General features: G+C 72.7%; 16 protein-coding genes. 4 read left to right on the forward strand and 12 right to left on the reverse strand.

The annotated features are described in order from the left end of the window. Nucleotides 1–16: 16 nt before the first annotated feature. From ACPPVO_RS25525 to chvE, 6 genes are all read right to left on the reverse strand, one after another. Nucleotides 17–787 carry a FadR/GntR family transcriptional regulator gene (locus ACPPVO_RS25525; protein ID WP_426513671.1) on the reverse strand — a complete coding sequence of 257 codons (771 nt, stop codon included), beginning with the start codon at nucleotides 785–787 and terminating at the stop codon, nucleotides 17–19. A gap of 108 nt (nucleotides 788–895) precedes the next feature. Then, nucleotides 896–1,900 carry an aldo/keto reductase gene (locus tag ACPPVO_RS25530; protein ID WP_426513672.1) on the reverse strand — a complete coding sequence of 335 codons (1,005 nt, stop codon included), beginning with the start codon at nucleotides 1,898–1,900 and terminating at the stop codon, nucleotides 896–898. Continuing rightward, nucleotides 1,897–2,658 (reverse strand): 2-dehydro-3-deoxy-D-gluconate 5-dehydrogenase KduD, encoded by a 762-nt coding sequence (gene kduD, locus ACPPVO_RS25535; protein ID WP_426513673.1) that lies wholly within the window; start codon nucleotides 2,656–2,658, stop codon nucleotides 1,897–1,899. Before kduD ends, ACPPVO_RS25530 begins: the two co-directional genes overlap by 4 nt. Further along, a complete protein-coding gene (locus ACPPVO_RS25540) occupies nucleotides 2,655–3,689 on the reverse strand; it encodes a zinc-dependent alcohol dehydrogenase (protein WP_426513674.1) in 1,035 nt (344 codons plus the stop codon). Before ACPPVO_RS25540 ends, kduD begins: the two co-directional genes overlap by 4 nt. Before the next feature lie 91 nt (nucleotides 3,690–3,780). Then, on the reverse strand, nucleotides 3,781–5,355 hold the full coding sequence (locus ACPPVO_RS25545; RefSeq protein WP_426513675.1) for a sigma-70 family RNA polymerase sigma factor: 1,575 nt from the start codon (nucleotides 5,353–5,355) through the stop codon (nucleotides 3,781–3,783). A 197-nt stretch (nucleotides 5,356–5,552) separates the two neighbouring features. Then, a complete protein-coding gene (gene chvE, locus ACPPVO_RS25550) occupies nucleotides 5,553–6,671 on the reverse strand; it encodes a multiple monosaccharide ABC transporter substrate-binding protein (RefSeq protein WP_426513676.1) in 1,119 nt (372 codons plus the stop codon). A gap of 358 nt (nucleotides 6,672–7,029) precedes the next feature. Between chvE and ACPPVO_RS25555 the strand changes: the two genes are divergently transcribed. Next, nucleotides 7,030–9,414 carry a ricin-type beta-trefoil lectin domain protein gene (locus tag ACPPVO_RS25555; protein WP_426514694.1) on the forward strand — a complete coding sequence of 795 codons (2,385 nt, stop codon included), beginning with the start codon at nucleotides 7,030–7,032 and terminating at the stop codon, nucleotides 9,412–9,414. Nucleotides 9,415–9,419: 5 nt separating this feature from the next. Next, complete coding sequence (locus tag ACPPVO_RS25560) at nucleotides 9,420–10,088, forward strand: response regulator transcription factor (protein WP_426513677.1); 669 nt, start codon at nucleotides 9,420–9,422, stop codon at nucleotides 10,086–10,088. 165 nt (nucleotides 10,089–10,253) lie between these two features. On the opposite strand, the gene ACPPVO_RS25565 is transcribed toward ACPPVO_RS25560, so the two are convergent. Further along, the gene (locus ACPPVO_RS25565) at nucleotides 10,254–10,610 is read right to left on the reverse strand and encodes a hypothetical protein (protein ID WP_426513678.1); all 357 of its coding nucleotides are present in this window, start codon (nucleotides 10,608–10,610) and stop codon (nucleotides 10,254–10,256) included. A 156-nt stretch (nucleotides 10,611–10,766) separates the two neighbouring features. Here ACPPVO_RS25565 and ACPPVO_RS25570 point away from each other — a divergent pair, with 156 nt between their 5' ends. Continuing rightward, entirely contained in the window at nucleotides 10,767–11,258 is a 492-nt protein-coding gene (locus ACPPVO_RS25570) for a tetratricopeptide repeat protein (RefSeq protein ID WP_426513679.1), read from the forward strand. 10 nt (nucleotides 11,259–11,268) lie between these two features. On the opposite strand, the gene ACPPVO_RS25575 is transcribed toward ACPPVO_RS25570, so the two are convergent. From ACPPVO_RS25575 to ACPPVO_RS25585, 3 genes are read right to left on the reverse strand one after another with little or no spacing between them, the layout of a single operon-like run. Beyond that, nucleotides 11,269–13,635: a bifunctional lysylphosphatidylglycerol flippase/synthetase MprF gene (locus ACPPVO_RS25575; protein ID WP_426513680.1), complete on the reverse strand. Its 2,367-nt coding sequence runs from the start codon at nucleotides 13,633–13,635 to the stop codon at nucleotides 11,269–11,271. Further along, entirely contained in the window at nucleotides 13,632–14,936 is a 1,305-nt protein-coding gene (locus ACPPVO_RS25580; protein WP_426513681.1) for an alpha/beta hydrolase, read from the reverse strand. The genes ACPPVO_RS25575 and ACPPVO_RS25580 overlap by 4 nt, the downstream gene beginning before the upstream one ends. Then, nucleotides 14,933–15,241, reverse strand: a complete 309-nt coding sequence (locus ACPPVO_RS25585; protein WP_426513682.1) for a hypothetical protein — start codon at nucleotides 15,239–15,241, stop codon at nucleotides 14,933–14,935. The genes ACPPVO_RS25580 and ACPPVO_RS25585 overlap by 4 nt, the downstream gene beginning before the upstream one ends. 138 nt (nucleotides 15,242–15,379) lie before the next feature. Between ACPPVO_RS25585 and ACPPVO_RS25590 the strand changes: the two genes are divergently transcribed. After that, nucleotides 15,380–15,802, forward strand: coding sequence for an NUDIX hydrolase (locus ACPPVO_RS25590; RefSeq protein WP_360390616.1), 423 nt, complete (start codon nucleotides 15,380–15,382; stop codon nucleotides 15,800–15,802). A gap of 244 nt (nucleotides 15,803–16,046) precedes the next feature. Here ACPPVO_RS25590 and ACPPVO_RS25595 read toward each other — a convergent pair whose 3' ends face one another. Further along, entirely contained in the window at nucleotides 16,047–17,720 is a 1,674-nt protein-coding gene (locus ACPPVO_RS25595; protein ID WP_426513683.1) for a glycoside hydrolase family 27 protein, read from the reverse strand. Nucleotides 17,721–17,883: 163 nt separating this feature from the next. Continuing rightward, nucleotides 17,884–20,763, reverse strand: a complete 2,880-nt coding sequence (locus ACPPVO_RS25600) for a P-loop NTPase fold protein (protein WP_426513684.1) — start codon at nucleotides 20,761–20,763, stop codon at nucleotides 17,884–17,886. Nucleotides 20,764–21,267: the final 504 nt, after the last annotated feature.

A 21,267-nucleotide genomic window follows, 5' to 3' on the forward strand; every position in this document is an offset into this window, starting at 1 on the left:
CGGCCCGGGCCCGTCGCTACCGTTGCAGGCGCGCGGGGTCGCTCGGGCCCCCGCGGCGCACGAGCCACGCGTCGGTGATGTGCGTGAACATCGCGGTGGCGGCGCCCTCGGGGTCGCGGGCGGCGATGCGCTCGCAGACGCGGCGATGGCCGAGGTTCGACGCGATGCACAGGCTGCGGTCGGTGCGCCCGACGTAGCGGGCCGTGTGGATGACCTGGCTCTCGAGGGCCTTCACGACGCCGCGGGCGATGCGGTTCCCGGACGCTTCCATGATCGTGTCGTGGAAGACGCGGTCGTGCTCCTCGTACGTCACGTGGTCATCGACGAGCTCGTCCATGCGGTCGACCATCGCGCGGAGTCGCTCGACGGTCGGCTCGTCGGCCAGGCGCGCGGCGACGTTGGCCATGTCCGACTCCAGCAGGCGCCGGGTCACGACCAGGTCGTCGAGGACGCCGAGCGTCGAGTCCTCGGCGATGGTGGCGGCCAGGACCAGCTCGTCGAGGATGTTCCAGCGCGTCGGCGGGGTGACGACGGTGCCGCTGCCCTGCCGGACCTGCACCAGGCCCTTCTCCTGCAGCACCTTCATCGCCTCGCGGATCACGGTGCGGCTGACGGAGAACGTCTCGCACAGCGCCGGCTCCGGGGGCAGGGGTGTGCCGGGCGGGTGCAGCCCGCGCACGATGCGATCGACGAGCTCGGCGGTGACCGCCTTGCCGAGGTTGGCCGGGCGCCGCGCCCACGCCGGCGGCGTGATGGGGCCGGCCGGCTCGGTTCGGGATGTCGTCATGGGCCCTCCCGGTTGCACGCCGCAGCCGGCGTGACGACGTGCCAGCAGTCTACGCCCGGCCGGGGGACATCGGACGTATTACCAATGACCGTAGTCGGATGCGCTCGACTAACCGCGGTCGTCCGGCGACCGCAGGAGCCCGGCGGCCCGCAGCGCCGTCCACAAGGCGTCCGGCACGGCGGCGGCCGCCCGTTGCCGCGTCTCGCCCACCTCGACCGGCGTGCGCAGGCCCACGACGGTCGACACGACCGCCGGATGGGTCCGGACGAAGGCGAGCGCGGCCGCGGGCAGGTGCACACCGTGGGCCTCGCAGACCGCGGCGATGCGCCGCGCGCGGTCGATGAGCTCCGCCGGGGCCGGCGCGTAGTCGTACATGGCGTCGGCCGGCGGCTGGTCCAGCGCGAGCAGCCCGGAGTTGTAGACGCCGGCGATGACGACGCCGACCCCGGCGTCGGACGCGGCCGGCAGGAGATCGTCCGTGGCGCCCTGTTCCAGCAGCGTGTACCGGCCGGCGCACATGACCAGGTCGATGTCGGTCTCCCGGACGAACCGGGTGAGCAGCGCGGACTGGTTCATGCCGGCCCCGACGGCTCCGATGACGCCCTGGTCACGCAGTTCCGTCAGGGCGGGTACGGCCTGCTTCGCCGCTTGCTCCCAGTGCTCGTCGGGGTCGTGCAGGTACACGATGTCGATGCGGTCCAGACCGGTCCGTTGCAGGCTCGCCTCCAGTGAGCGGCGGACGCCGTCGCGGCTGAAGTCCCACTCCCGGCGCTGGTCGGCCGGGACGTCGAAGCCCTCCGGGTCGCGCCGGTGCGCGGTCTGCGGTGACGGCACCAGCAGCCGTCCGACCTTCGTGGAGAGCACATAGGAGTCGCGGGGCCGGGTGCGCAGCGCGGCGCCCAGCCGGCGTTCGGACAGCCCGAGGCCGTAGTGCGGCGCGGTGTCGAAGTAGCGGATCCCGTTGTCCCAGGCGGCCTGCACGGCGGCGTGGAACGTCTCGTCGCTCGTCGCGTGGTACAGGTTGCCGCCCTGGGCGGCCCCGAAGCCCAGCCCGGTCAGGCGCACCGCCGGCCGGCGGGGGAGCGGCCGGGCCGGCCCGGCGATCGCCGTCATCGACCCAGCCAGCCGCCGTCGACCGGCAGCACGATGCCGTTGACGTAGTCCGAGGCCGGGGCGGCGAGGAACACCGCGGCGCCGGCCAGGTCGTCGGGGCGGCCCCAGCGGCCGGCCGGGATCCGCTCCAGGATGGCTCGGCTGCGGGCCTCGTCGTCGCGCAGTGCCTGCGTGTTGTCGGTGGCGACATAGCCCGGCGCGATCGCGTTGACGTTCACGCCGTGGGCCGCCCACTCGTTGGCGAGCGCCTTGGTGAGCCCGGCGACCGCGGACTTGGCGGCAGTGTAGCCGGGGACGTTGATGCCACCCTGGAAGCTCAGCAGCGACGCGGTGAAGATGATCTTTCCGTGGCCGCGCCGGACCATCTCGCGGCCGACGGCGCGACTGAGGACGAACTGGCTGCTGAGGTTGACCTCCAGGACACGGTCCCACAGCTCGTCGGGGTGCTCGGCCGCCGGCATCCGGGCGATGGTTCCGGCGTTGTTGACCAGGATGTCGATCGGGCCGAGCGCGTTGAGCTCGTCGGCGAGCCGGTGTACGGCGGCCCGATCCGCGAAGTCCGCGCGGAGCGCGGTGAAGCCGCGACCCGTGGCGCGCACACGCCGCTCGACCTCGCTTCCGGCCGGTTCGAGCTGGGCGGAGACGCCGATGATGTCGGCCCCGGCCACGGCGAGCGCCTCCGCGATGGCCAGGCCGATGCCGCGCCGGGCCCCGGTGACGACGGCGAGGCGCCCGGAGAGGTCGAACAGGGCGGTCACCGGCCCAGCTCCCGCCAGTCGATGAGGACCTTCATGACGCGGCCGCCCGACTCGAGCGCGGCAAAGGCGGCGTCGACGGCCGCGACCGGCTCGATGCGTGAGATGAGGCGGTCGGCGGGCACGGCGCCCGTGGCGACGAGCTCGATGGCCGCGGTCACGTCCCGCCGCTCGTAGAGGCGCGCGCCGAACAGCTCCAGCTCGCGCCAGAAGACCCGGTGCAGGCTCACCGCCCGGGGCTGCGGATGGATGGCCACCATGACGAGCCGTCCGCGGGTGGCGAGGACCTGGACCGCGGTCTCGACGCCGCCGGACGATCCGGAGACCTCGAAGGCGATGTCGGCCCCGGCGCCGGCGGTGTGCTCGTCGGTCGCCGCGATGACGTCGACGGCCGCCGGGTCGAGGGCCTCGATGCCGAGCTCGGCCGCGACCGAGCGGCGGAACGGGTCAGGCTCGACCAGGACGACGCGGGCCCCCTCGCGTTGCGCGACGATCGCGATGAGCGTGCCGATCGGCCCGCCGCCGACCACCACGACGTGGTCGCCGGAGGACACACCGGCCCGCCGGACGTCGTGCACGGCCACCGAGACGGGCTCGACGAGCGCCGCGTGGTCCAGCGGCAGCTCGTCGGGAAGGGCCAGCACGAGATCGGCCGGCACGTTCCACAGCGACTGCATGGCGCCGGGGGAGTCGATGCCGAGGAACTTCAGGTTGTGGCAGATGTGCGCGTTGCCCCGCCGGCAGGCCGGGCAGTGTCCACAGGAGAGGGTCGGCATCACGGTGACCGGCTGCCCGATCGACCAGCCGGTCACGCCGGGCCCGATGGCGTCGATCCGCCCCGACATCTCGTGGCCCAGCACGGCCCCGGTGCCGACCCGGGCGTCCATGTCGCCGTGGAAGATGTGCAGGTCCGTGCCGCAGATGCCGGTGAAGGCGACGGCGATGCGCACCTCGCCGGGCCCGGGTTCCGCGGCGGTTCGGTCCTCGACCTCGACGCGGCGCGCGGCGCGGTAGACGACTGCTTGCATCGACATGCTGCCCACCTTCGTTGTCCACGGCGCCCAGGCGCACCGCGCTCGAAAGGTAACTCGTATGATGTCTTACGTCAACGCCGGACGGGCGGTCTCACGGGCGGAGCGGGGCGCGGGTCCAGAAGGAGCTTTCGGCGAGGAAGGACCCGCTGTGGTCCGACTGGTCCACCCAGAGTTCCTCGCCCCGGCGGTGCAGGAACCAGCCCGGGTAGTTGGAGGACTCCAGCAGGATCGAGTCGCGGACCGCGCCCGGACGCGGGCAGAAGGTCGCATCACCGCGGAACAGTGGCGTTCCCTGGTCCTGGTTGAGCCGCAGGCGCCAGGACGCATGACGCAGATATCCGCCATCGGCGCCGCGGAACGAGAGGCAGCCGGGGTCGGCAAGGCCGGCGACCACGGCGAAGGTGGCCTGCCGCCGCGGGGCTTCGGCGCTGGCCGACCCGAGCGGGGCGAGGACGCCCAGGCCGTCGACGGCCGTGACGAACCGGCCCGGCGCGTCGGCCGACTCCACGGACACGGACCGGCCGGGCGTGAGCGGCTGCGTGCGCGCGGCCGACGGGGCGGCGGCGCTCGTGCGTGGCGGCGTTGCCGGCGACGGGGCCAGGGCCGAGCCGGTGCTCGCGCGGGCCGCGGAGGCCGAGGCCAGCGCGGCGGCCAGGCCGGCCGACGGCGGGTCCGGCGAGGGCAGGATCGCCACCGTGACCACGGCGCCGGCCGTCACGGCCCCAGCGACCGCCACGGCCACCGGATGCGCCAGCAACGTCTGCAGCAGCTTGCCGAGCGCCCCGGTCGCGGCCGTGGCGCCGGCCGTGGCGGGTGCCGCGATGGCCGCGTTCGCGGCGGCGGCCGTCCCGCTCACGGCGCCGAGCGCCGTCTTGCCCAGCAGGGCGGCCGCGAACCCGACCGGCACCGGCAGGAGTGCCAGCCCGGCGAGCAGCCGTTCCGGGGCGATCAGGCCGGACGCGGCACGGCCGCAGACGGCGCACGAGCGGGTGTGGCGCGCGATGCGCTTGCGCCAGAGTGGGTCCGGCGTGCCGTCCCACCCGGTCACCGCGGCGTCGAGCCGGGCACAGCGTGGCTCGGCCTCCAGCGCGGCCACGATCTCCCGGCTCAGGTCGAGCTGCCGGCGCAGGCGCTGGACGCGCACGCCGGCGTGCGCGATGCTGACGTGCAGGGCGTCGGCCAGCTCGCCGCGGGTCAGCTCGCCACTGACCTCCAGCCACCACAGCGACAGCAGCGCCCGGTCCTGCGGGTCGAGCCAGCGGGCCGCCCGCTGCGCCAGGCGGCGCTGTTGCGCGAGCATCATCCGCAGGGCCGTCAGCTCCTCGAACGGCGCGGCCGGGTCCTCGACGGTCTCGGCGTCGGCCAACGGGGCGCAGCGCCGGTCGGCAACCTTGCGGTGCTGCAGGTGGGTGCTCACCTGGTGTACCGCGATCGCGGCCAGCCAGGCCCGGTAGCGCTGCGCGCTGTGCAGCGACGGCAGCTGCCGCACCATCCGCAGCATGGTGTCCTGCACGACGTCGTCGGCGTCGGCATGCTCGCCCATGGCCCGGTGGACGATGGTGTACACCACGGGCAGGCTGACGGCCACGAGTTCGTCCAGGGCGCGCCGGTCGCCCGCCCGGGCGGCCTCCACGAGGCTCGGATCGGCCGCGCTGGTCGTTCCCACTCTCACATCGCACTCACAAAGCCCGAACGACGGCGCCCGGGCCGGTCGTCGTCCCACCGTGGACGTCGACTGTGCTCGACGATCGAGCACCGCGTCAAGAAGCGTCCGGTGCGACCATGGCGGGCCGGCGCGCATAACACAAAAACCATCGCCGGCTCCGGTCCGTCGCGCGGACGGACGGGAGCCGGCGAATGGTGTTACAGGCCCAGGTCGGAGGCCTTGAAGAAGCCGGAGTCGACCAGCTTCGACTTCACGTCGTCCTTGGTGACCACGACCGGTGGGAGGAGGTAGGAGGGCACGACCTTGACGCCGTTGTTGTACGTCTTGGTGTCGTTGGTCTCCACCGCGGTGCCCTTGTTGATCGCGTCGACCATCTTCGCGACCTGGTCGCCGAGGGTGCGGGTGTCCTTCCAGACCGTCATGGACTGCTTGCCGGCCAGGATGTTCTTGGTGTTGGCCAGGTCGGCGTCCTGCCCGGTGAGCAGCGGCCAGTCACCGCCGGGCTTGTACCCGTGGGAGTCCAGCGACTGCGCGATACCCAGGGCCAGGGAGTCGTTCGGCGACAGCACGACGTCGACCTTCTTGCCGCCGGTGTAGAACGAGTTCAGCCGGTTGTCCATCTCGGCCTGGGCCGTCTCGGTCTTCCAGCCGTTGATCGAGACCGTCTTCCAGTCGTCGTTGCTGGCCAGCTTCTTCCCCGACGGGATGACGAGCTTGCCGCTGTCGACGTACTGCTTGAGCACGTCCCAGGCGCCGGCGAAGAAGAACTTGGCGTTGTTGTCGTCGGAGGAGCCCGCGAACGGCTCGAGGTTGAACGGGCCCTTGCCCGCGTCCAGGCCGAGCTTGGACACGATGAACTGGCCCTGCAGCTGCCCGACCTTGTAGTTGTCGAACGTCGCGTAGTAGTCCACGTTCGGGCTGGAGTTGATCAGCCGGTCGTACGCGATGACCTTGACCTTCTTGTCCGCGGCCTGCTGCAGCACCGGGGCCAGGGCCGTCCCGTCGATCGACGCGATGACCAGGATCTTCGCCTTGTCGTTGATCATGTTCTGGAGCTGGGTGATCTGCTGGTCGACCTTGTTGTCCGCGTACTGCAGCGAGGTCTTGTACCCAGCCTTCTTCAACAGGTCCTCGAGGTGGGCGCCGTCGTTGTTCCAGCGCTCCAGGCTGCGGGTCGGCATGGCGATACCGACCAGCGCGGGACCGCTGTCACCGCCACCGGTGGTGTCGTCCTTGCGGGTGTCACTGCAGGCCGACGTCGTGGCCAGCACGGCGGCCAGAGCGGTGGCAGCCAGGAGCCGGAGTGTCTTCGACAACTTCGACGCCTCCTTTCGGTAATGGTCGGGAGTGGGGTTTGTTACGGCCGCGAACTTACCGGGATCGCGGCTGAATTGTGCATAACGGATTCATAACGGGAACGGTTGACGCGCATTTCAAAACGCGACTCCAGGACCTCCATGTGCATAACACTTTTGCGTTGATGGAATGCTGGAAACCAATACTTGAAAGGCGGCTTGAAATATTGACGTATGACGTATGACGCCCTAGCGTGAGGTCTCCCGGGCGTCGCGGACCGCGCAGGCGTTGGCGCCCAACGCCGTCGACCGCCACGAACCGCGGCACGGGCCAACCGCCACTGGACCCCGCCCCTTGCGAAGGAGCACCGCCGTGCCCATGTTGCGAAACCACCATCGACTCGCCACCGCCGTGAGCGCGGCGGCCGCCGGTCTCGTGGCGGCCGCGACCCTCGCCGCACTCGCGCCCCCGGCCGCGGCCGCCGTCATGACCACGCTCGTCGTGTCGCCGAGCGGCTCGGGCACCTCGTGCTCGTCCGCGCAGCCGTGCTCGCTCACCCAGGCCCAGGCCGCCGTCCGGGCGAGCGCGCCGTCGATGACCGGCGACATCGTCGTGCAGCTCACCGGCGGCACCTACACCCTCGGCGCGCCGCTCACCTTCACCGGCGCGGACTCCGGCACCAACGGCCACACGGTGTTGTGGCAGGCCGCGGCGGGCGCCAAACCGATCGTCTCCGGCGGGCAGAAGGTGACCGGCTGGACGGTGGCGGACTCCGGGCAGAACATCTGGCGGGCCGCCGTCGGCACCGGTTTCGACACCCGGCAGCTGTACGTCGACGGCCGCCTCGCCACACGCGCGCGCACCCAGGTCAACCGCGGCGACTTCACCGCCTCGGCGACGGGGCTCAGCTTCACCAACGGCGCGCTGTCGTACCTCAACAACCTCGCCAACAAGAGCCGCGTCGAGGTCGAGTCCGTCGACTCGTTCACCGACCGCTACGTGCCGGTACAGACGATCGCCAACAACACGCTCACGATGCAGCAGCCCGCGTGGAACAACAACACGTGGGGTTACGACACGCTCAGCAAGCCCTTCCGGGCCGGCCCGCTGTACCTCGCCAACGCCCGAGAGTTCCTGGACAGCGCAGGCGAGTGGTACCTCGACACCGCCGCCGGCACCCTCTACTACAAGCCCCTCGCCGGGCAGGACATGGCCACCGCCGACGTCGAGCTGCCGCGCCTGGAGTCGCTGCTGCGCGTCGGCGGCACCTATGCGGCGCCCGCACACAACCTGACCTTCACCGGCCTGCAGTTCGCCAACACCAGCTGGCTGCAGCCCAGCAGTAACCAGGGCTACGCCGACCAGCAGACCGGCGCCTACATCTACGGCGCCTGGAACCGGCCGGCCGACGCGCTGACGTCGTGCCAGTCGGGCTGCCAGCTGTTCGAGGCGACCCGGCCCGGCTGGCGCCAGATGCCGGCCGCGGTGCAGGTGTCGGCGGCCACCGCCATCACCTTCGCCGGCAACCGGTACACCAACCTCGGCCAGGTCGGGCTCGGCATCGGCAACGACGCCAACGCCAACGGCACCGGCGTCGGCCTCGGCGCCAGCAACATCACCGTCACCGGCAACACGTTCGACACCCTCGCGGCGGGCGGGATCGTCGTCGGCGGCGTCCAGGCCGACGCCCATCACCCCAGCGACGCGCGGATGACCAACAGCGGCATCGCGGTCAGCAACAACGTCATCCACGACGTCGCGCTCGACTACCGCAGCCACGCCGGGCTGCTGATGACCTACACGGCCGGATCGTCGATCGCGAACAACGAGGTCTACAACCTGCCGTACACCGGCATCGCGATCGGCTACGGCTGGGGCGCCAACGACCCCGGCGGCAGCCAGGACTACGTCGATCGCGGCCTCTACAACTACCAGCCGAAGTACACGACGCCGACCGTCGCGGCCAACAACCGCGTCACGGCGAACTACGTCCACGACGTCGTGCAGCAGATGACCGACGGCGGTGCGTTCTACAACCTCTCGGCCAGCCCGGGCACGACGGTCAACCAGAACTACTTCCGCAACACCAACGGCTGGCTCGGCATGTACTTCGACGAGGGCTCGCGCTACGTCTCCGCCGCGAACAACGTCCTCGACAACATCGGCACCTGGGCGTACACCCAGGCCTGGGCGAACAACAACACCGGCAACCTGACGCTGACCGGCAACTGGACCACCAGCAGTACCACAAACGTCACCACCGGCTCCCGGGGCAACACCAACTCCGGCACGGTCGTGGTGACCGGCGGCAACTGGCCGAGCGGCGCGCGCGCCGTCATGGCCGCGGCCGGCGTCGGGAGCACGCCGCCGAGCGACGCCTTCGCACTGCGCGGCCAGGCCTCCAACCGGTGCCTCGACATCGCCGGCGCGTCGCAGAGCAACGGGGCGCTCGCCGAGATCTGGGACTGCCACGGCGGAACGAACCAGCAGTTCACCCTGACCGCGGCGGGTGAGCTGCGGGTCTACGGCGGCGCCAAGTGCCTGGACGTGACCGGCCGCGGCACGGCCAACGGCACCGCGGTCGAGATCTGGGACTGCAACGGCCAGACGAACCAGCAGTACCGGCTGGGCAGTGACGGCACCGTCACGGCGGTCGGCGCGAACAAGTGCCTCGACGTCAGCGCCAACGGCACCGCCAACGGCACGAAGGTACAGATCTGGGACTGCCTCGGGGCGGCCAACCAGAAGTGGACCCGGAGCTGACGCGAGTGCGCCACGAACCGGTGTCGGAGGTTCGCCCGGCCGCGGGGCGGGCGGACCTCCCCGCGCCGTGCGTCGTCACGGCCCTGGTGGTCGGCGGTCACGCACTTGGCGAGCTCATCCGCCCGGCCGTGGACAGCGTGGTGGTGCGGCAGCCGGCCGATCTTCTCGACGGCGACGGTGCGGGCGTGAACCTGGTCGTCCTGGCGACGCCGGACACCGTGACGGACCTGGCCGCCCTGGCCGTGCTGCCGCGGCCCCGGCCGCCGGTGCTCGCCGTCACCCCCGCGATCGGCCCGGGCGACGTGCTGACCGTCCTGCGTTCGGGCGTGCGCAGTATCCTCGTCGACGGGCAGTACACCCGGTCCGACCTGCTCGACGCGGTGCGGGCGACGGCGGCCGGGCACAGCCGGCTCTCCCCGGGCCCCCTGGCCGCCGTGGTCGACCACCTGCAGACGGGCGTCGGCGTCGAGCCGGCCCGGCCGGTCCTGACGCCGCGCGAGCTGGACATCATGAAGCTGCTCGTGACCGGCGAGGCCAACCCGGCGATCGCGCGGCGGCTGGCCCTCGCCGAGAAGACGGTCCGCAACAGCGTCAGCCAGATCTATCTGAAGCTCGGGGTGAGCGGCCGCGGCGAGGCGGTGGTGTGGTGGATGAGCCGCGTCCACCCGGGCTGAGCCACATGCCGCCGCCCCGCTAGCGCCGCGGGTCGAGGGCGACGCGGCCGGCCCGCCGGGGCACGTCGGCGGCGAGGGCCAGGTCGTCCGGCCCTCGGCCGGACCGCTGTACCAGTGCGCGCATGTTCATGATCCGACCGTAGAAGCTCCACATCTGTGTGAAGGTCAAGCCTCCGCGTCGGGGAACTCGATCGCCGCCTGCTGGCCGTCGCCGAGCAGGAAGTAGCCGAGGAACGTCACGCCCTCGCGCTCGGCGTCGAAGCGCGCGATCCGGGCCCCCTCCGGCTCGTAGAACACGTCGCCGGGGCGCAGTACCGCCGCCGGCTCTCCCTCGATCTGGTAGACGGCGGAGCCGGTCTCGATGCTGCCGAACACGGGGCCGTTGTGCACGTGCAGCCCGGCCGCGCGGTCCGGCGGGATGACGATCCGGCGGACCTCGACCCGATGCGTGTGCTGCGGCGTCGCCAGCGGTTCGTCCAGCACTACCGTGCGCGTGATCGGCGGCAGCTCATGCTCATCCACGCCGTACATACTAGTAGGTACGGCGTCGATCGGCGCAAGCTTGTCTGCGCGGCCTCGGTCGATAAGGCCGCCTTATCGACGCCCACCAAATCCGTATTGGACCGCGGCGGCGGGAGTGCGCGACGGTGCTGCGGTACCCGACGAACGGAGGCCGCCATGTCCGAGCACGTACCCGACCCCGTCGCGCTGCTGCGGGCCGGCGCCGCGGCGGCCGCCCGCGACGACCGGGCCGCGGCCGAACGGTCGTACCGGGCCGCCATCGACGCCGGTCACCCCGACCACACCGCGAACGCCTGGTTCAACCTCGGCACCCTGTACCAGCGCCACGGCGACAACAGCGCGGCCGTGGCGGCGTACCGCACCGCGATCGCCCAGCAGCATCCGGAGTTCACCCCGAAGGCCGCCGTCAACCTCGGGTTCGTCCTGTTCACCGCGCTCGGCGACCTCGCCGGGGCCCGCACGGCGTTCGAGGCCGCGATCGCCTCCGGCCACCCCGTCCAGGCCCCGCTCGCCGCCCGCAACCTGGCCGCGATGATGCAGGTCGCGGCGGACGACGCGCTGCAACCCTCCGACGACGACGTCAACGTCGCCGACGGCCGCGGACCGGGCGGCTTCAAGTACCGCACCTGGCAACGTCCGGAACACTGACCCGGGTCGGTCAGCGGCGCAGCAGCTGGCGGAGCAGGCGCACGGCCTGGGCGGGGGTGACCCGCGGCAGGTAGGCGCGCGTCACGGCGTTGCCGATGGTCGGCAGGGCGGCCGAGTCCGGGTACGCCAGCAGCAGCGGCCGGTGCTCCGGCTGGAACTTCGCCTTGAACGCCAGCAGGGAGCGGAAGCCGTAGACCGGCTCGAGCGCGCCGCCGAGCCGGTGCAGCAGCGGGGCCAGCCCGTCCGGGGGCGGCGCGGTGCGGCGGGCGAGCGGGGCCCCGGACAGGCTCAGGAACTCCGCGCCCTCCGCCTGGCAGCGCAGGGCGGCGGAGGCGATCAGCAGCTCCATGACGCCGTTGAAGCAGTCCGGGCGGCGGCGCATCAGGTCCAGCGTCCAGCCCACGACGCCGCCGTCGCGGTACACCGGAAGCCAACTGGTGACGGCGTGCACCCGGCCGGCGCCGTCGACGGCGAGCAGGCACCGCACCTCGTCGTCGCACAGCTCGTCGACGCCGCCGAGGGTGAACCCCATCTCCGGCATGCCCTTGGCCACCACCCAGGCGTCGGAGACGTCGCGCACCTGTCCGGCGATCTCGGGCGGGGCCTGGTTGAAGCGGTACCACCGCGCCTCGATGCCCTCGCGGCCGGCCCGGTTGAGCGCGGTGCGCACATCCTGCCACCGCCGGCCCCGGAACTCCAGCCCGGCCAGGGGCAGGATGGTCTCCTGGGCCACCTCGAGCAGGCCCCAGCCGTGGTCGCGCAGCCCGTCGGCGCACCGGTCGGTGATGCCGTAGAAGCACGGCGTCCAGCCGCGCTCGAGGCAGTACCGGCTGTACTCGGTCAGGGCGGCGGCGTGCGCGGCGGGATCACCGACCGGGCCGCCGAGGGTGAGGGCGACGGACGAGATGACGCGGTACGCCAGCACGGCCCGCCCGTCCTCGCTGAACCAGTAGCTGTTGCCGCGCCAGGTGACCATGTAGGACAGCGGGTCGCCGCCGAACTCGACAAGCAGCCGGCGGGCCCGGGCCGCGTCGCCGTCGGCCGCGGCCGGCTCGTCGCCGAGGTAGGACCGGGCGATCCCGGTGAGCAGCGCCAGCCACGCCGCCGTACCGATCCAGCCGTGCAGCACCCGCGCCGGGGCCTCGCGCGGCACGAACGCGGGCGGGAACAGGTCGAGGTAGCCGACCGGCAGGAACCGCCGCGGCAGGTCGGCCAGCAGCCCCCCGAACGACGGCACCGGGTCGAACTGCCGGCGCAGCAGGTACCCGCCGGCGAGGTACGCGACCGCGGCGACCACCGGGCCGCCCACGCCGAGCAGCCACAGCGCCCGGTGGCGCCGGCGTGGCGGCACCAGCCGGAACCGGCCGCGGAAGAACATCAGCAGGACGGCGACGAGCAGCGGCTGCAGGACGGCGGCGGCGATCGACAGGTCCTCGGGCGGCTGGAACTCCGACGCGTCGAGCCGCTGCGGTACCACGTCGAAGGCCAGCGCGGCCAGGCCGGCCAGGACGAGGTTGGTGACCACGGCCAGGCGCAGCGCGAAGCGCCGCCCGCGCCGCAGGCCCTCGGCGGCGAGCAGCAGCAGCACGACCGGCAGCACCGACAGCAGCGCCGGCCCCAGCCCGGTGTCGCGCAGCTGGGCCACCATGGCGTGGCACTGCTCGGCCAGCTCCGGCTCCCCGCAGGCGGCATCGACGTCGGCGAGCCCGGGCGGCAGGGCGAGCACGACGTACCGCAGCGCCGCCAGCGGCCCGGAAGGCCGCGCGATGAGCGTCGCCGCGACCGGCCCCACCGCGCCGGCCGCGACCACGAGCGCCAGCTGTACCCGGATCTCCGGGCGGGTCGGCGGCCCGGCGGCCGGTGCCCCGCCGGGCCGCAGCAGCCGGCCGAGGAGCAGCCCGGCGAGCCCCGCGACGAAGACCACCAGGTCGATGGGGCGGCCCGCGTACAGCACCAGCATCGCCAGCGCGACCACGGCCACCAGCCGCAGCCGCCGGCGCCACAACGGCGTCAGCGCGGCGGTCCCGGCGAGGGCCAGCCCGACGGTCGCGGGCACCGGCCCGACCACCAGCGCCCCGTCGGGCGCCGGAATCCACCAACCGTTCCCGGATGGCGCGGTCAACAGCAACAGCGCCAGTGGTACCGCCGTGAGCTCGACCGCCGCCCAGCCGGCGACGGCGCGCAGGGTGCCGATCCGCCGCTCCACCGGGAACGCGAGCGCGACGACGGCGAGGGTGGCGGCCGCGTACCCGCGCAGATCCTGGCTGTACAGCGGCGTCCAGTGCCCGAGCCCGCCCGCGGCGGCCGCCGCGGCCAGCCAGATCGCGAGCAGCAGCGCGGTGCTGAAGGGCGCGGAGCGCAGCAGCGAGCGGATCATGCGGCGGTGATGCCCATCCGGACGGCCAGCCGCGGCAGCCCGGCGACCAGGCCGGCGCCCCACACCTGCCACGAGTGCCCGCCGGGCAGCTCCCACCACCGCACGGTCATCCCGGCCCGCTCGCACGCGGCCCGGACGAGCCGCTGCTGCGGCCCGTACTCCGCGTCGTCCAGCCCGGAGACGAGCAGCGCCTCGCTGCCCGCGAAGCGCTGCCCGGCCAGGATGTCGAGCGGGTTGACCCGCACGAACGCCGCCGCGTCGCCGCCGAACGCGGCCGCGACGGTCCCGGCCCGGTCGCCGAGCGTGGGCTCGCGCTGGCCGGAGATGTCCAGCAGCGTGGGGTACCGATCGGGCCGGCGCACCCCCAGCTGCAGCGAGCAGGTGCCGCCGTAGGAGTAGCCGCCGACGGCCCAGTGCCGGTACGACGGGTCGACGTCGAAATGGGCGCGGACCCACGCCGGGACGTCCTCGCTGAGGTACGTCTCGACGTTGCCCAGGCGCGAGTCCAGGCACAGCGGGTTGGCGACGAGGGAGCCGAGGGCGTCGGGCATCACGACCAGCGGCGCGAGGCCGTCGTGCGCGCGGGCGAAGTCGTCCATGACCCGGTCGACCCGCCCGCCGTCGATCCAGTCCCGCGGGCTGCCCGGCTGCCCGGACAGCAGGATCAGCACCGGCAGCACGGCGCGCTCGGCGGCGAGGTAGGCGGGCGGCAGGTACACCCAGGCCGGCCTTGCGGCGAAGCCGGACCGCTCGCCCGGGATCGCCGCGTTCAGCAGCCGCCCGCTCGTGGCCAGTTCCGGCGGCCGGTGCCACACCGCGGCCAGCGGCTGATCGGCGGCGGCCCCGGTCGCCGTGACCCCGTGCGGTGCCATGTCGTCGATCCCGATCATGTTCTCCGGGCGCACGCCGAGGGCGGCGCGCACGGTGCTGAACTGGCCGTAGAAGGCGTTGACGGCCGTGGCGGCGCCGAGCACGGTGGCGGCGGCGGCCAGCACCGCCACGACCCGCCGCCGGCCGGTCCGCGGCCAGGCGACGACGGCCAGCCCGATGCCGGTCAACCCGAACGCGACCCGGGCGAGCACCGTCACCGGCAGGGGATCGGGGAAGGGCCGCCACACGTGGTCGACGAGCCATCCTCCGCCGGCGGCGAGGGCGACGGCGATCCCGGCCGCCGCGAGCCCGCGGCGGACCCGCCCGTGCACCACCGCCTGCAGCAGCAGCGTCGCCCCGCCCGCCGCGGCGAGACAGATGGTGACCGGTAGCCAGCCGTGCAGCAGCGACCACTCCAGCGGCGACCTCACCGGCGGCCCGTGCTGGTCGACGTGGCGGCGACCGGCGGCCGGCCCGGGGTCGACGCCTCGCGCGGGTGCGGCGGCCGGCCCGGGCGGCAGTGCCGCCGGAACCGCCGCTGGGCCGCCGGATCGGCGGGCGAGCACGCCGGCCGGCGGCAGCGCGGCGCGGGCGTGGGGGCCGCACACGCCGCGGTGGTGTGGTCGGTACGCACGAACTCGGGCGCGTTCGCGCCGTCGACGCTCACGCTCAGGTCGATCGCCATGCCCAGCGCCACGGCGATCCCCAGTAATCCCGCTACGTACCGTGTGCGCACGCCGACTCCTGTCCCCGGTTTGGCCGTCCCGTTTGATAGACGACCGAGCGGCGCCGTTCGGTTCCGTGGATGAAACCGGGGTCGTCGCACACGCCCAGCACGGTGACGGACTGTGAGCGGCTCGGGTAGCGTCGGCGCATGCCTGCCATCCGCCCGATCGCGCTCGCCGTGCCGCGCCGCGGCGACGATCTGCTCGTGTTCGAGTACCACGACGCGACGAAGCACCAGACCTTCTACCGGCCGTTGGGCGGCGGCATCGAGTTCGGCGAGACGGCCGAGGCGGCGGTGCACCGGGAGATGCGCGAGGAGCTCGGCGTGGGGCTGCTCGACGTGCGCCTGCTCGGGGTGCTGGAGAACATCTTCCAGGCCTTCGGCGGCGCCGGGCACGAGATCGTGTTCGTCTTCGGCTGCCGCCTGGCCGACGCTGCCCTCTACGAACGCGATGCGGTCGGCGAGATCCTCGACGACCGCGGCACGAAGGTCATGTGGCGTCCGCTGGGCGGCTTCGGCGCGGACCGGCCGCTGTACCCGCACGGCCTCGCCGGCCTGTTGCGCGGGTGAGGTCCCGGGCCGCGAACGCCCGTTGCCGACGAGTTTCGAACTGAGCGCTCGCATGCAAGCGACGAACTCGTCGGCCCGGACGCTGTGCAGCCCGGCGCGGCGTTCGCCGGTCACGCGCTGCCGGCTGGTTGGAAGAGCTCGACCGGGTTTCCGGCCGGGTCGTGGAGAACGATCTGCCCGGCTTGACGACGCACTGGTCGTCAAGCCGGATACGCTGCTCAGTCGCTGACGTGCCCGGACGCGCTTACCGCAGCGTCCACCTCTGGTTGGTACCGTTGCCGCAGGTCCACAAGATGATCTTTGTGCCGTTGGCGGTCGCCGCGCCGGAGGCGTCCACGCACAGGCCGGACTGCACGCCGGTGATGGTCCCGTTGGTGTTGACGTTCCATTGCTGGTTCGTCTGTCCGTTGCAGTCCCAGATCACGACGGTCGTGCCGTTGGTGGTGCCTTTGTTGTACGCGTCCAGGCACTTGTTGCCGTAGATCATGAGCTGCTTGCCTGAGGTGTACGTCCACTTCTGATTGGCCTGGCCGCCGCAGTCCCACAGCTGCGCCTGCGTGCCGTTGGTGGTGCTCGAGTTGTTGATGTCGATGCAGCGGCCGGACTGGGTACCCACGATCGAGACGCCCGCCGGGCTGCTGCCGTCGGTGCCGGCCACGGTGAGCAGGACCGCCTCGTGCGCCGGGACCGAGGTGGTGTAGCTGCCGCTGAAGCTGCCGGCGTCCGTGGCGGTCCACAGGTTGCGTACGGTGGCCGAGCCCGTCAGGCCGAGGTCCGACCAGCGAACGGTGATGTTGCCGGCCGAGCCGGTGCGGTTGAGCAGCAGCACCGCCCGGCGTCCGGAGCCGGACAGCGTCTTGCTGTACACCTGGCGGCCCGTCTGATCCTCGGCCACCCTCGTGCCCTGGCGGCCCAGCGAGTCCTGGTCCACCGCGATGACCTCGCGATTGGTCAGGATCGCGCGGGTGTCACTGCTCATCTGGGTGAGGTTGTTGCCGGCCAGCAGCGGGGCCCCCGAGATGGCCCACATGCCGACGTGGGTCCGGTTCTGCGCGGCGGTGAAGCCGGGCATCCCGGCGATGAGCATGTCCGGGTCGTTGTAGTGGCCGGCGGACTGCGCCGTGGGGTGCTGCGCGGCGTCGAAGTTCGTCAGCACCCGGTCCATCGACGGGCTCTCGCCGAAGTAGATGATGTCCGCGCTGGTGCGCCACATGCTCGACATCCCCGGCGCCCAGTCCCAGGGGTTCTGCCGGCCCCAGTTGCAGATCGACAGCACCATCGGCCGGCCGGTCTGCGCGGTGGCCCGCCCGATCGAGTCGCTGATCGCCTGGTACGCGTTGCGCGCGTTGAGCCCTTCCGCGTCACCGCCGCACCAGTCCACCTTCACGAAGTCGAAGCCCCACTGGGAGAACTGCAGGAAGTCCTGGTCGTAGTGGCCCTCGCTGCCGGACCCGGGCGCGGCGGGGCGGCCGGTGGGGAAGTAGTAGCCGCAGCCGTCGCGCCCGGCGTCGGTGTAGATGCCGGCCTTCAGGCCCTTGCTGTGGATGTAGTCGGCGATCGCCTTCATGCCGCCGGGCCACTCGTTCGTGTCGACGACGATGTTGCCGGCCCCGTCGCGGGTGCCCTGCCACCAGCCCTCGTCGATGTTGACGTACTGGTATCCGGCGTCCTTGAGGCCCGAGGAGACCATCGCGTCGGCCTGCGCCTTGATGACGTTGGCGTTGATCTGCGCGGCGAACGTGTTCCACGACGCCCAGCCCATCGGGGGAGCGCTGACCACCGCGGCCGCGGCCGCGGCGGGTGCGGCGACGGCGGTGGCCTGGCCGGCGCTGACGGCGGTGGCCAGCGCGGCGAGGGCGATGAGCGCACCCGCCACGACGGCGCGCGTACGCCCTGGCCTGAACCCGACGATCCCCATGGCGATCTCCTTCGGCTGCGTACGCCGGCCGCGTTGGCGGGGTGACCGACGCATGGTCACTGCGGCCGGGAGCAACCTAGTGTTAGCGCTCACACCAGTTGATGTCAATGCTTCGATTCGTACGCCCGGTCGTTGAAGTGATCGCTCACAGAACGCCGTGCGTTCACGGTGGCGCGGTGAACAAGGACTGCGTGTAGAAGCTGAGCCGGGCGACGGCCGGCATCCAGGTCCGGTAGTGCGCCGTGTTCCGTCCGGCGGTGCCCTTCGGGGCGATCTGGGCCACGGCATCGGCGATCGCGCCCAGCGCCGCGCGCTGCTCGACCGGTGCGTCGCCCGCCGTCCCGGTGGCCAGGCGGCGTATGACCTCGACGATGTCGGCGGCGTCCTCGCCGGCCCGCCCGATCCCGGCGAGGAGCACGCCGCCGCTGCCCGGCCGCCCGACGATGATCGCCAGCAGTACCAGCACGGCCTGGTACGCGCCGCCGTGCACGGGGTCGCCGAGGAAGGCGACCAGCGCGCCGTCGTCGATGCCGTTGCGGATCAGCCGGTACAGGTTCACCAGCTTTTTTCCGGCCCGTGGCGTCGGCAGCAACGGGGCGAGCCGCGGAATGAACTCGACCTCGGCGGTCCGGAGCCGAAGCTCGCGCATCTCGGGCGGCGGGTCGCCCGCATCCGGCTCGACCTGGATCGCGTCCGGAGTCTCCGGCGGTGCGTCAACCGGTGCCGAGGCCGCCGGCATCGTCTCCGGTGACGGTGACGGTGACGGTGACGGTGACGGTGACGGTGACGGTGACGGTGACGCGGCCGAGCCGGACGTGGGTGTGCCGGCCGGCGTTGCCACTGCGGGCGGCGGGTCACCCACATCGCGGCGGCCGAGTGGTTCGACCAGGGCCCGCAGGTAAGCGCCGGCCCGTTCGTCCATCGGCGGCAGCGCGTACGGGATCTGGAAGATCTTGTCGAGGTAGTCGAGATGCCGGGCGGTGCTCATGGGCGAGCCGGGGAAGAGCTGCCGGTGGTGCTGGTCGAGGCAGCGCAGCAGCCACTGGGGGTCGACCGCGACCACGACGATGAACAGCGGCTCGGTCAGCAGCAGGTGCAGGGCCTGCAGCGTTTCCACGACCCGGGCGGGGACGCAGCGGTCGAGGTCGTCGACGTACAACACGATGCGCTGCAGCGGCGGTCGTCGCTTGGAGCCGCCGCTGGACCAGGCGTCGTAGGCATCGTGCAGCCGCCGGCTCAGTTGCTGCAGGTCGTCGCTGACCCGGGCCAGGATGCCCCGGTAGGCCGTGTAGCCGCCACCGTTGGCCTGATCGGCCAGGAACTCCCGCAGCCGCACCTCCGGGTCGGTGCGCACGACCTCCTCCTGCAGCAGGCCGACGGCGTCGTCGAGCTCGGCCCGGCGCCGTTGCAGGTGCTCGCGCTCGACGTTCAGGAGCTCCTCCGCGCGGTGCAGGCCGCTGCGGACCGCTCGCCACGCGCTGGCCACCGCCCCGGCGACCGCGGCCAGGCCCAGCACGGCCGGCCACGCCGACTGGACCTCGTGCCAGGCCACGCCCCCGGCAGCGGCGAGGACGGCGCCGCCGCCGATCACCGGCAGCCGACGGCGGACCTGCCGGGCGATCGCGCGGCTCCGGACCCGCCATCGGCGCCCGCTGCCGTTCTCGGCATCCAGCGCCTCCAGTGCCGCCCCGACCGTGGCCCGCTCGGCCTCGGCCTGGTGCAGTCGTTCGCTCGGGCTCCCCGCTGCGCCCGGTGCTCCCGCCGGAGCCACCGGCTCGCCGCCGGCGAGTGTGCGGAACAGCTGGCCGACGAGCCCGGTCCAGACCTTGTCGTCGCTGAAGTGCCAGGCGTTGAACCGCACCTGCGCCACGTTGCTGACGAACGCCGACGTCCGCGGCCGCCCGACCGCCGAACCGGCGAGACGGTACACCTCGGCCTCGACCTGCAGCATCAGGCTGGACTTGCCGGCCCCCCACGGCCCGAGCAGCGCGATCGACACCGGCGGTGTCGTGTTGGCCGCGGCGATCAGTGTGGCCAGGGCCCGAACGTCCCGGCCGACGCCGAGCAGGTCGACGGCGCTCGGAGCGTCGCTGCGCGGGCTGGCGAGCCGCTCGGAGGCGCCCGCGCTCGCCGTGCCGCGCAGGGGTCGCCCGGCCCGGTCCCACACCCGGATCGCCCCGTCGTGCCCGACGCTGACGAACTCGGCTCCGTCGGGCATGATGGCGAGTCCCGTCACCGGTCCGGTATGGGCCGGTACGGTGGCGAAGGCGTCGCCGACGGCGGTGTCGCGGATGGCGACGTCGCCGTCCCAGCCGCCGGTGACGAGGACGCTCTCGTCCGGCGTCAGCGCGAGGCTCAGCGACCCGGCGGGCGAGGCATGGCTCCGCTCGACGGTCCCGGCGTCGACATCGATCAGGTCGGGACCGCTCCGGTCCAGGCCGACCCACACGTGGCGACGGTCCGCGGAGACCGCGAGACACCGGCTCCGTGAGCTGATGTCGATCTCCCGCGGTGGGGCGTCGGCGCCGAAGTCGATGTTGAGCGTTTCGTGGTCGAGATAGGCGATGCCGTTCCCGCCGGGCAGATACGCGACGGCCGCGATGCTCGCTTGCGACGTGTCCGCGGTCGCGACGGCCGTTCCTGTCGACAACGACCATCGGACGACGTTGCCGTTGGCGTCGACCGTTGCGAACTGCCGTCCGTCGTCGGACACCGGCCCGGTCAGGAACGTCTTGCCGCCCGATCGCACCGTGCGCACCTGCTCGCCCGTGAACCGGTTCCAGATCTGGGCGGTGTAGTCGTGTCCGATCGTCAGCACCCGGGCGTCTTCCGGAGTGATCAGGACCCGGCGGATCCAGCCCCGGTGTCCGCGGAACTCGCTGACCGGGGTTCCGGTCGTCAGGTCCCAGACCCGCGCGATGCCGTCGTTGCCGGCCGTGACGACGTGTTCGCCGTCGTGCGTGATCGCGACGTCGTTGATGCGGCCGCCCGGACCGCCGGCGTCGAATACCTGCTCGGCGGCGCCGGTGGTCCGGTGGAGCACGCGCGGTCCCGTCGTCGCCGGCCGTTACGATCCGGGCGCCGTCGGCGGTGACCGCGACGGCGTGGAGGTCGCCGTGGGCCCCGGTCGTCTCCGCCGCGACGGCCGACGTCACCCGGCCGCCGCGGCGGTCCCAGGTGCTCACCTGCAACCGGCCGTCGACGGTGACGACGGTGTCGCCGCCGTCGGCCAGGGCGGCCGCGTACACGTTCGCGGGCAGCTCCTCGCTCAGGGCCAGCAGACGGCCGTCGGTGGTGTCGAAGACGCCGAACGCGCCGAATTGCGATGCCGGAGGCGACCCGTCGGCGTGACTGGAGATCGGTTCGAAGCTCGACGCGTTGCCGGTCAGGAACCAGCCGTCGTCGGGCGCGATCAGCAGCGAACCGATCAGGATCTGGTCCGGCCCGAGGATGAACTCGCCGAACGGTCTCGCGCAATGCTCGGCGGTGAACGCGAGCTGACCGGTCACCGTGTCCCACCGTTCGACGGTCCCGTCGAAGCGGAGCG

The organism is Dactylosporangium sp. McL0621 (assembly GCF_049995355.1).
GTDB lineage: Bacteria > Actinomycetota > Actinomycetes > Mycobacteriales > Micromonosporaceae > Dactylosporangium.

Coding starts and splice junctions, on each gene's coding strand:
- ACPPVO_RS25555 (WP_426514694.1), top strand. CDS start 7,030: ATGTTGCGAAACCACCATCGACTCGCCACCGCCGTGAGCGCGGCGGCC.
- ACPPVO_RS25525 (WP_426513671.1), bottom strand. CDS start 787: ATGACGACATCCCGAACCGAGCCGGCCGGCCCCATCACGCCGCCGGCG.
- ACPPVO_RS25595 (WP_426513683.1), bottom strand. CDS start 17,720: ATGGGGATCGTCGGGTTCAGGCCAGGGCGTACGCGCGCCGTCGTGGCG.
- ACPPVO_RS25530 (WP_426513672.1), bottom strand. CDS start 1,900: ATGACGGCGATCGCCGGGCCGGCCCGGCCGCTCCCCCGCCGGCCGGCG.
- ACPPVO_RS25540 (WP_426513674.1), bottom strand. CDS start 3,689: ATGTCGATGCAAGCAGTCGTCTACCGCGCCGCGCGCCGCGTCGAGGTC.
- ACPPVO_RS25570 (WP_426513679.1), top strand. CDS start 10,767: ATGTCCGAGCACGTACCCGACCCCGTCGCGCTGCTGCGGGCCGGCGCC.
- ACPPVO_RS25590 (WP_360390616.1), top strand. CDS start 15,380: ATGCCTGCCATCCGCCCGATCGCGCTCGCCGTGCCGCGCCGCGGCGAC.
- ACPPVO_RS25575 (WP_426513680.1), bottom strand. CDS start 13,635: ATGATCCGCTCGCTGCTGCGCTCCGCGCCCTTCAGCACCGCGCTGCTG.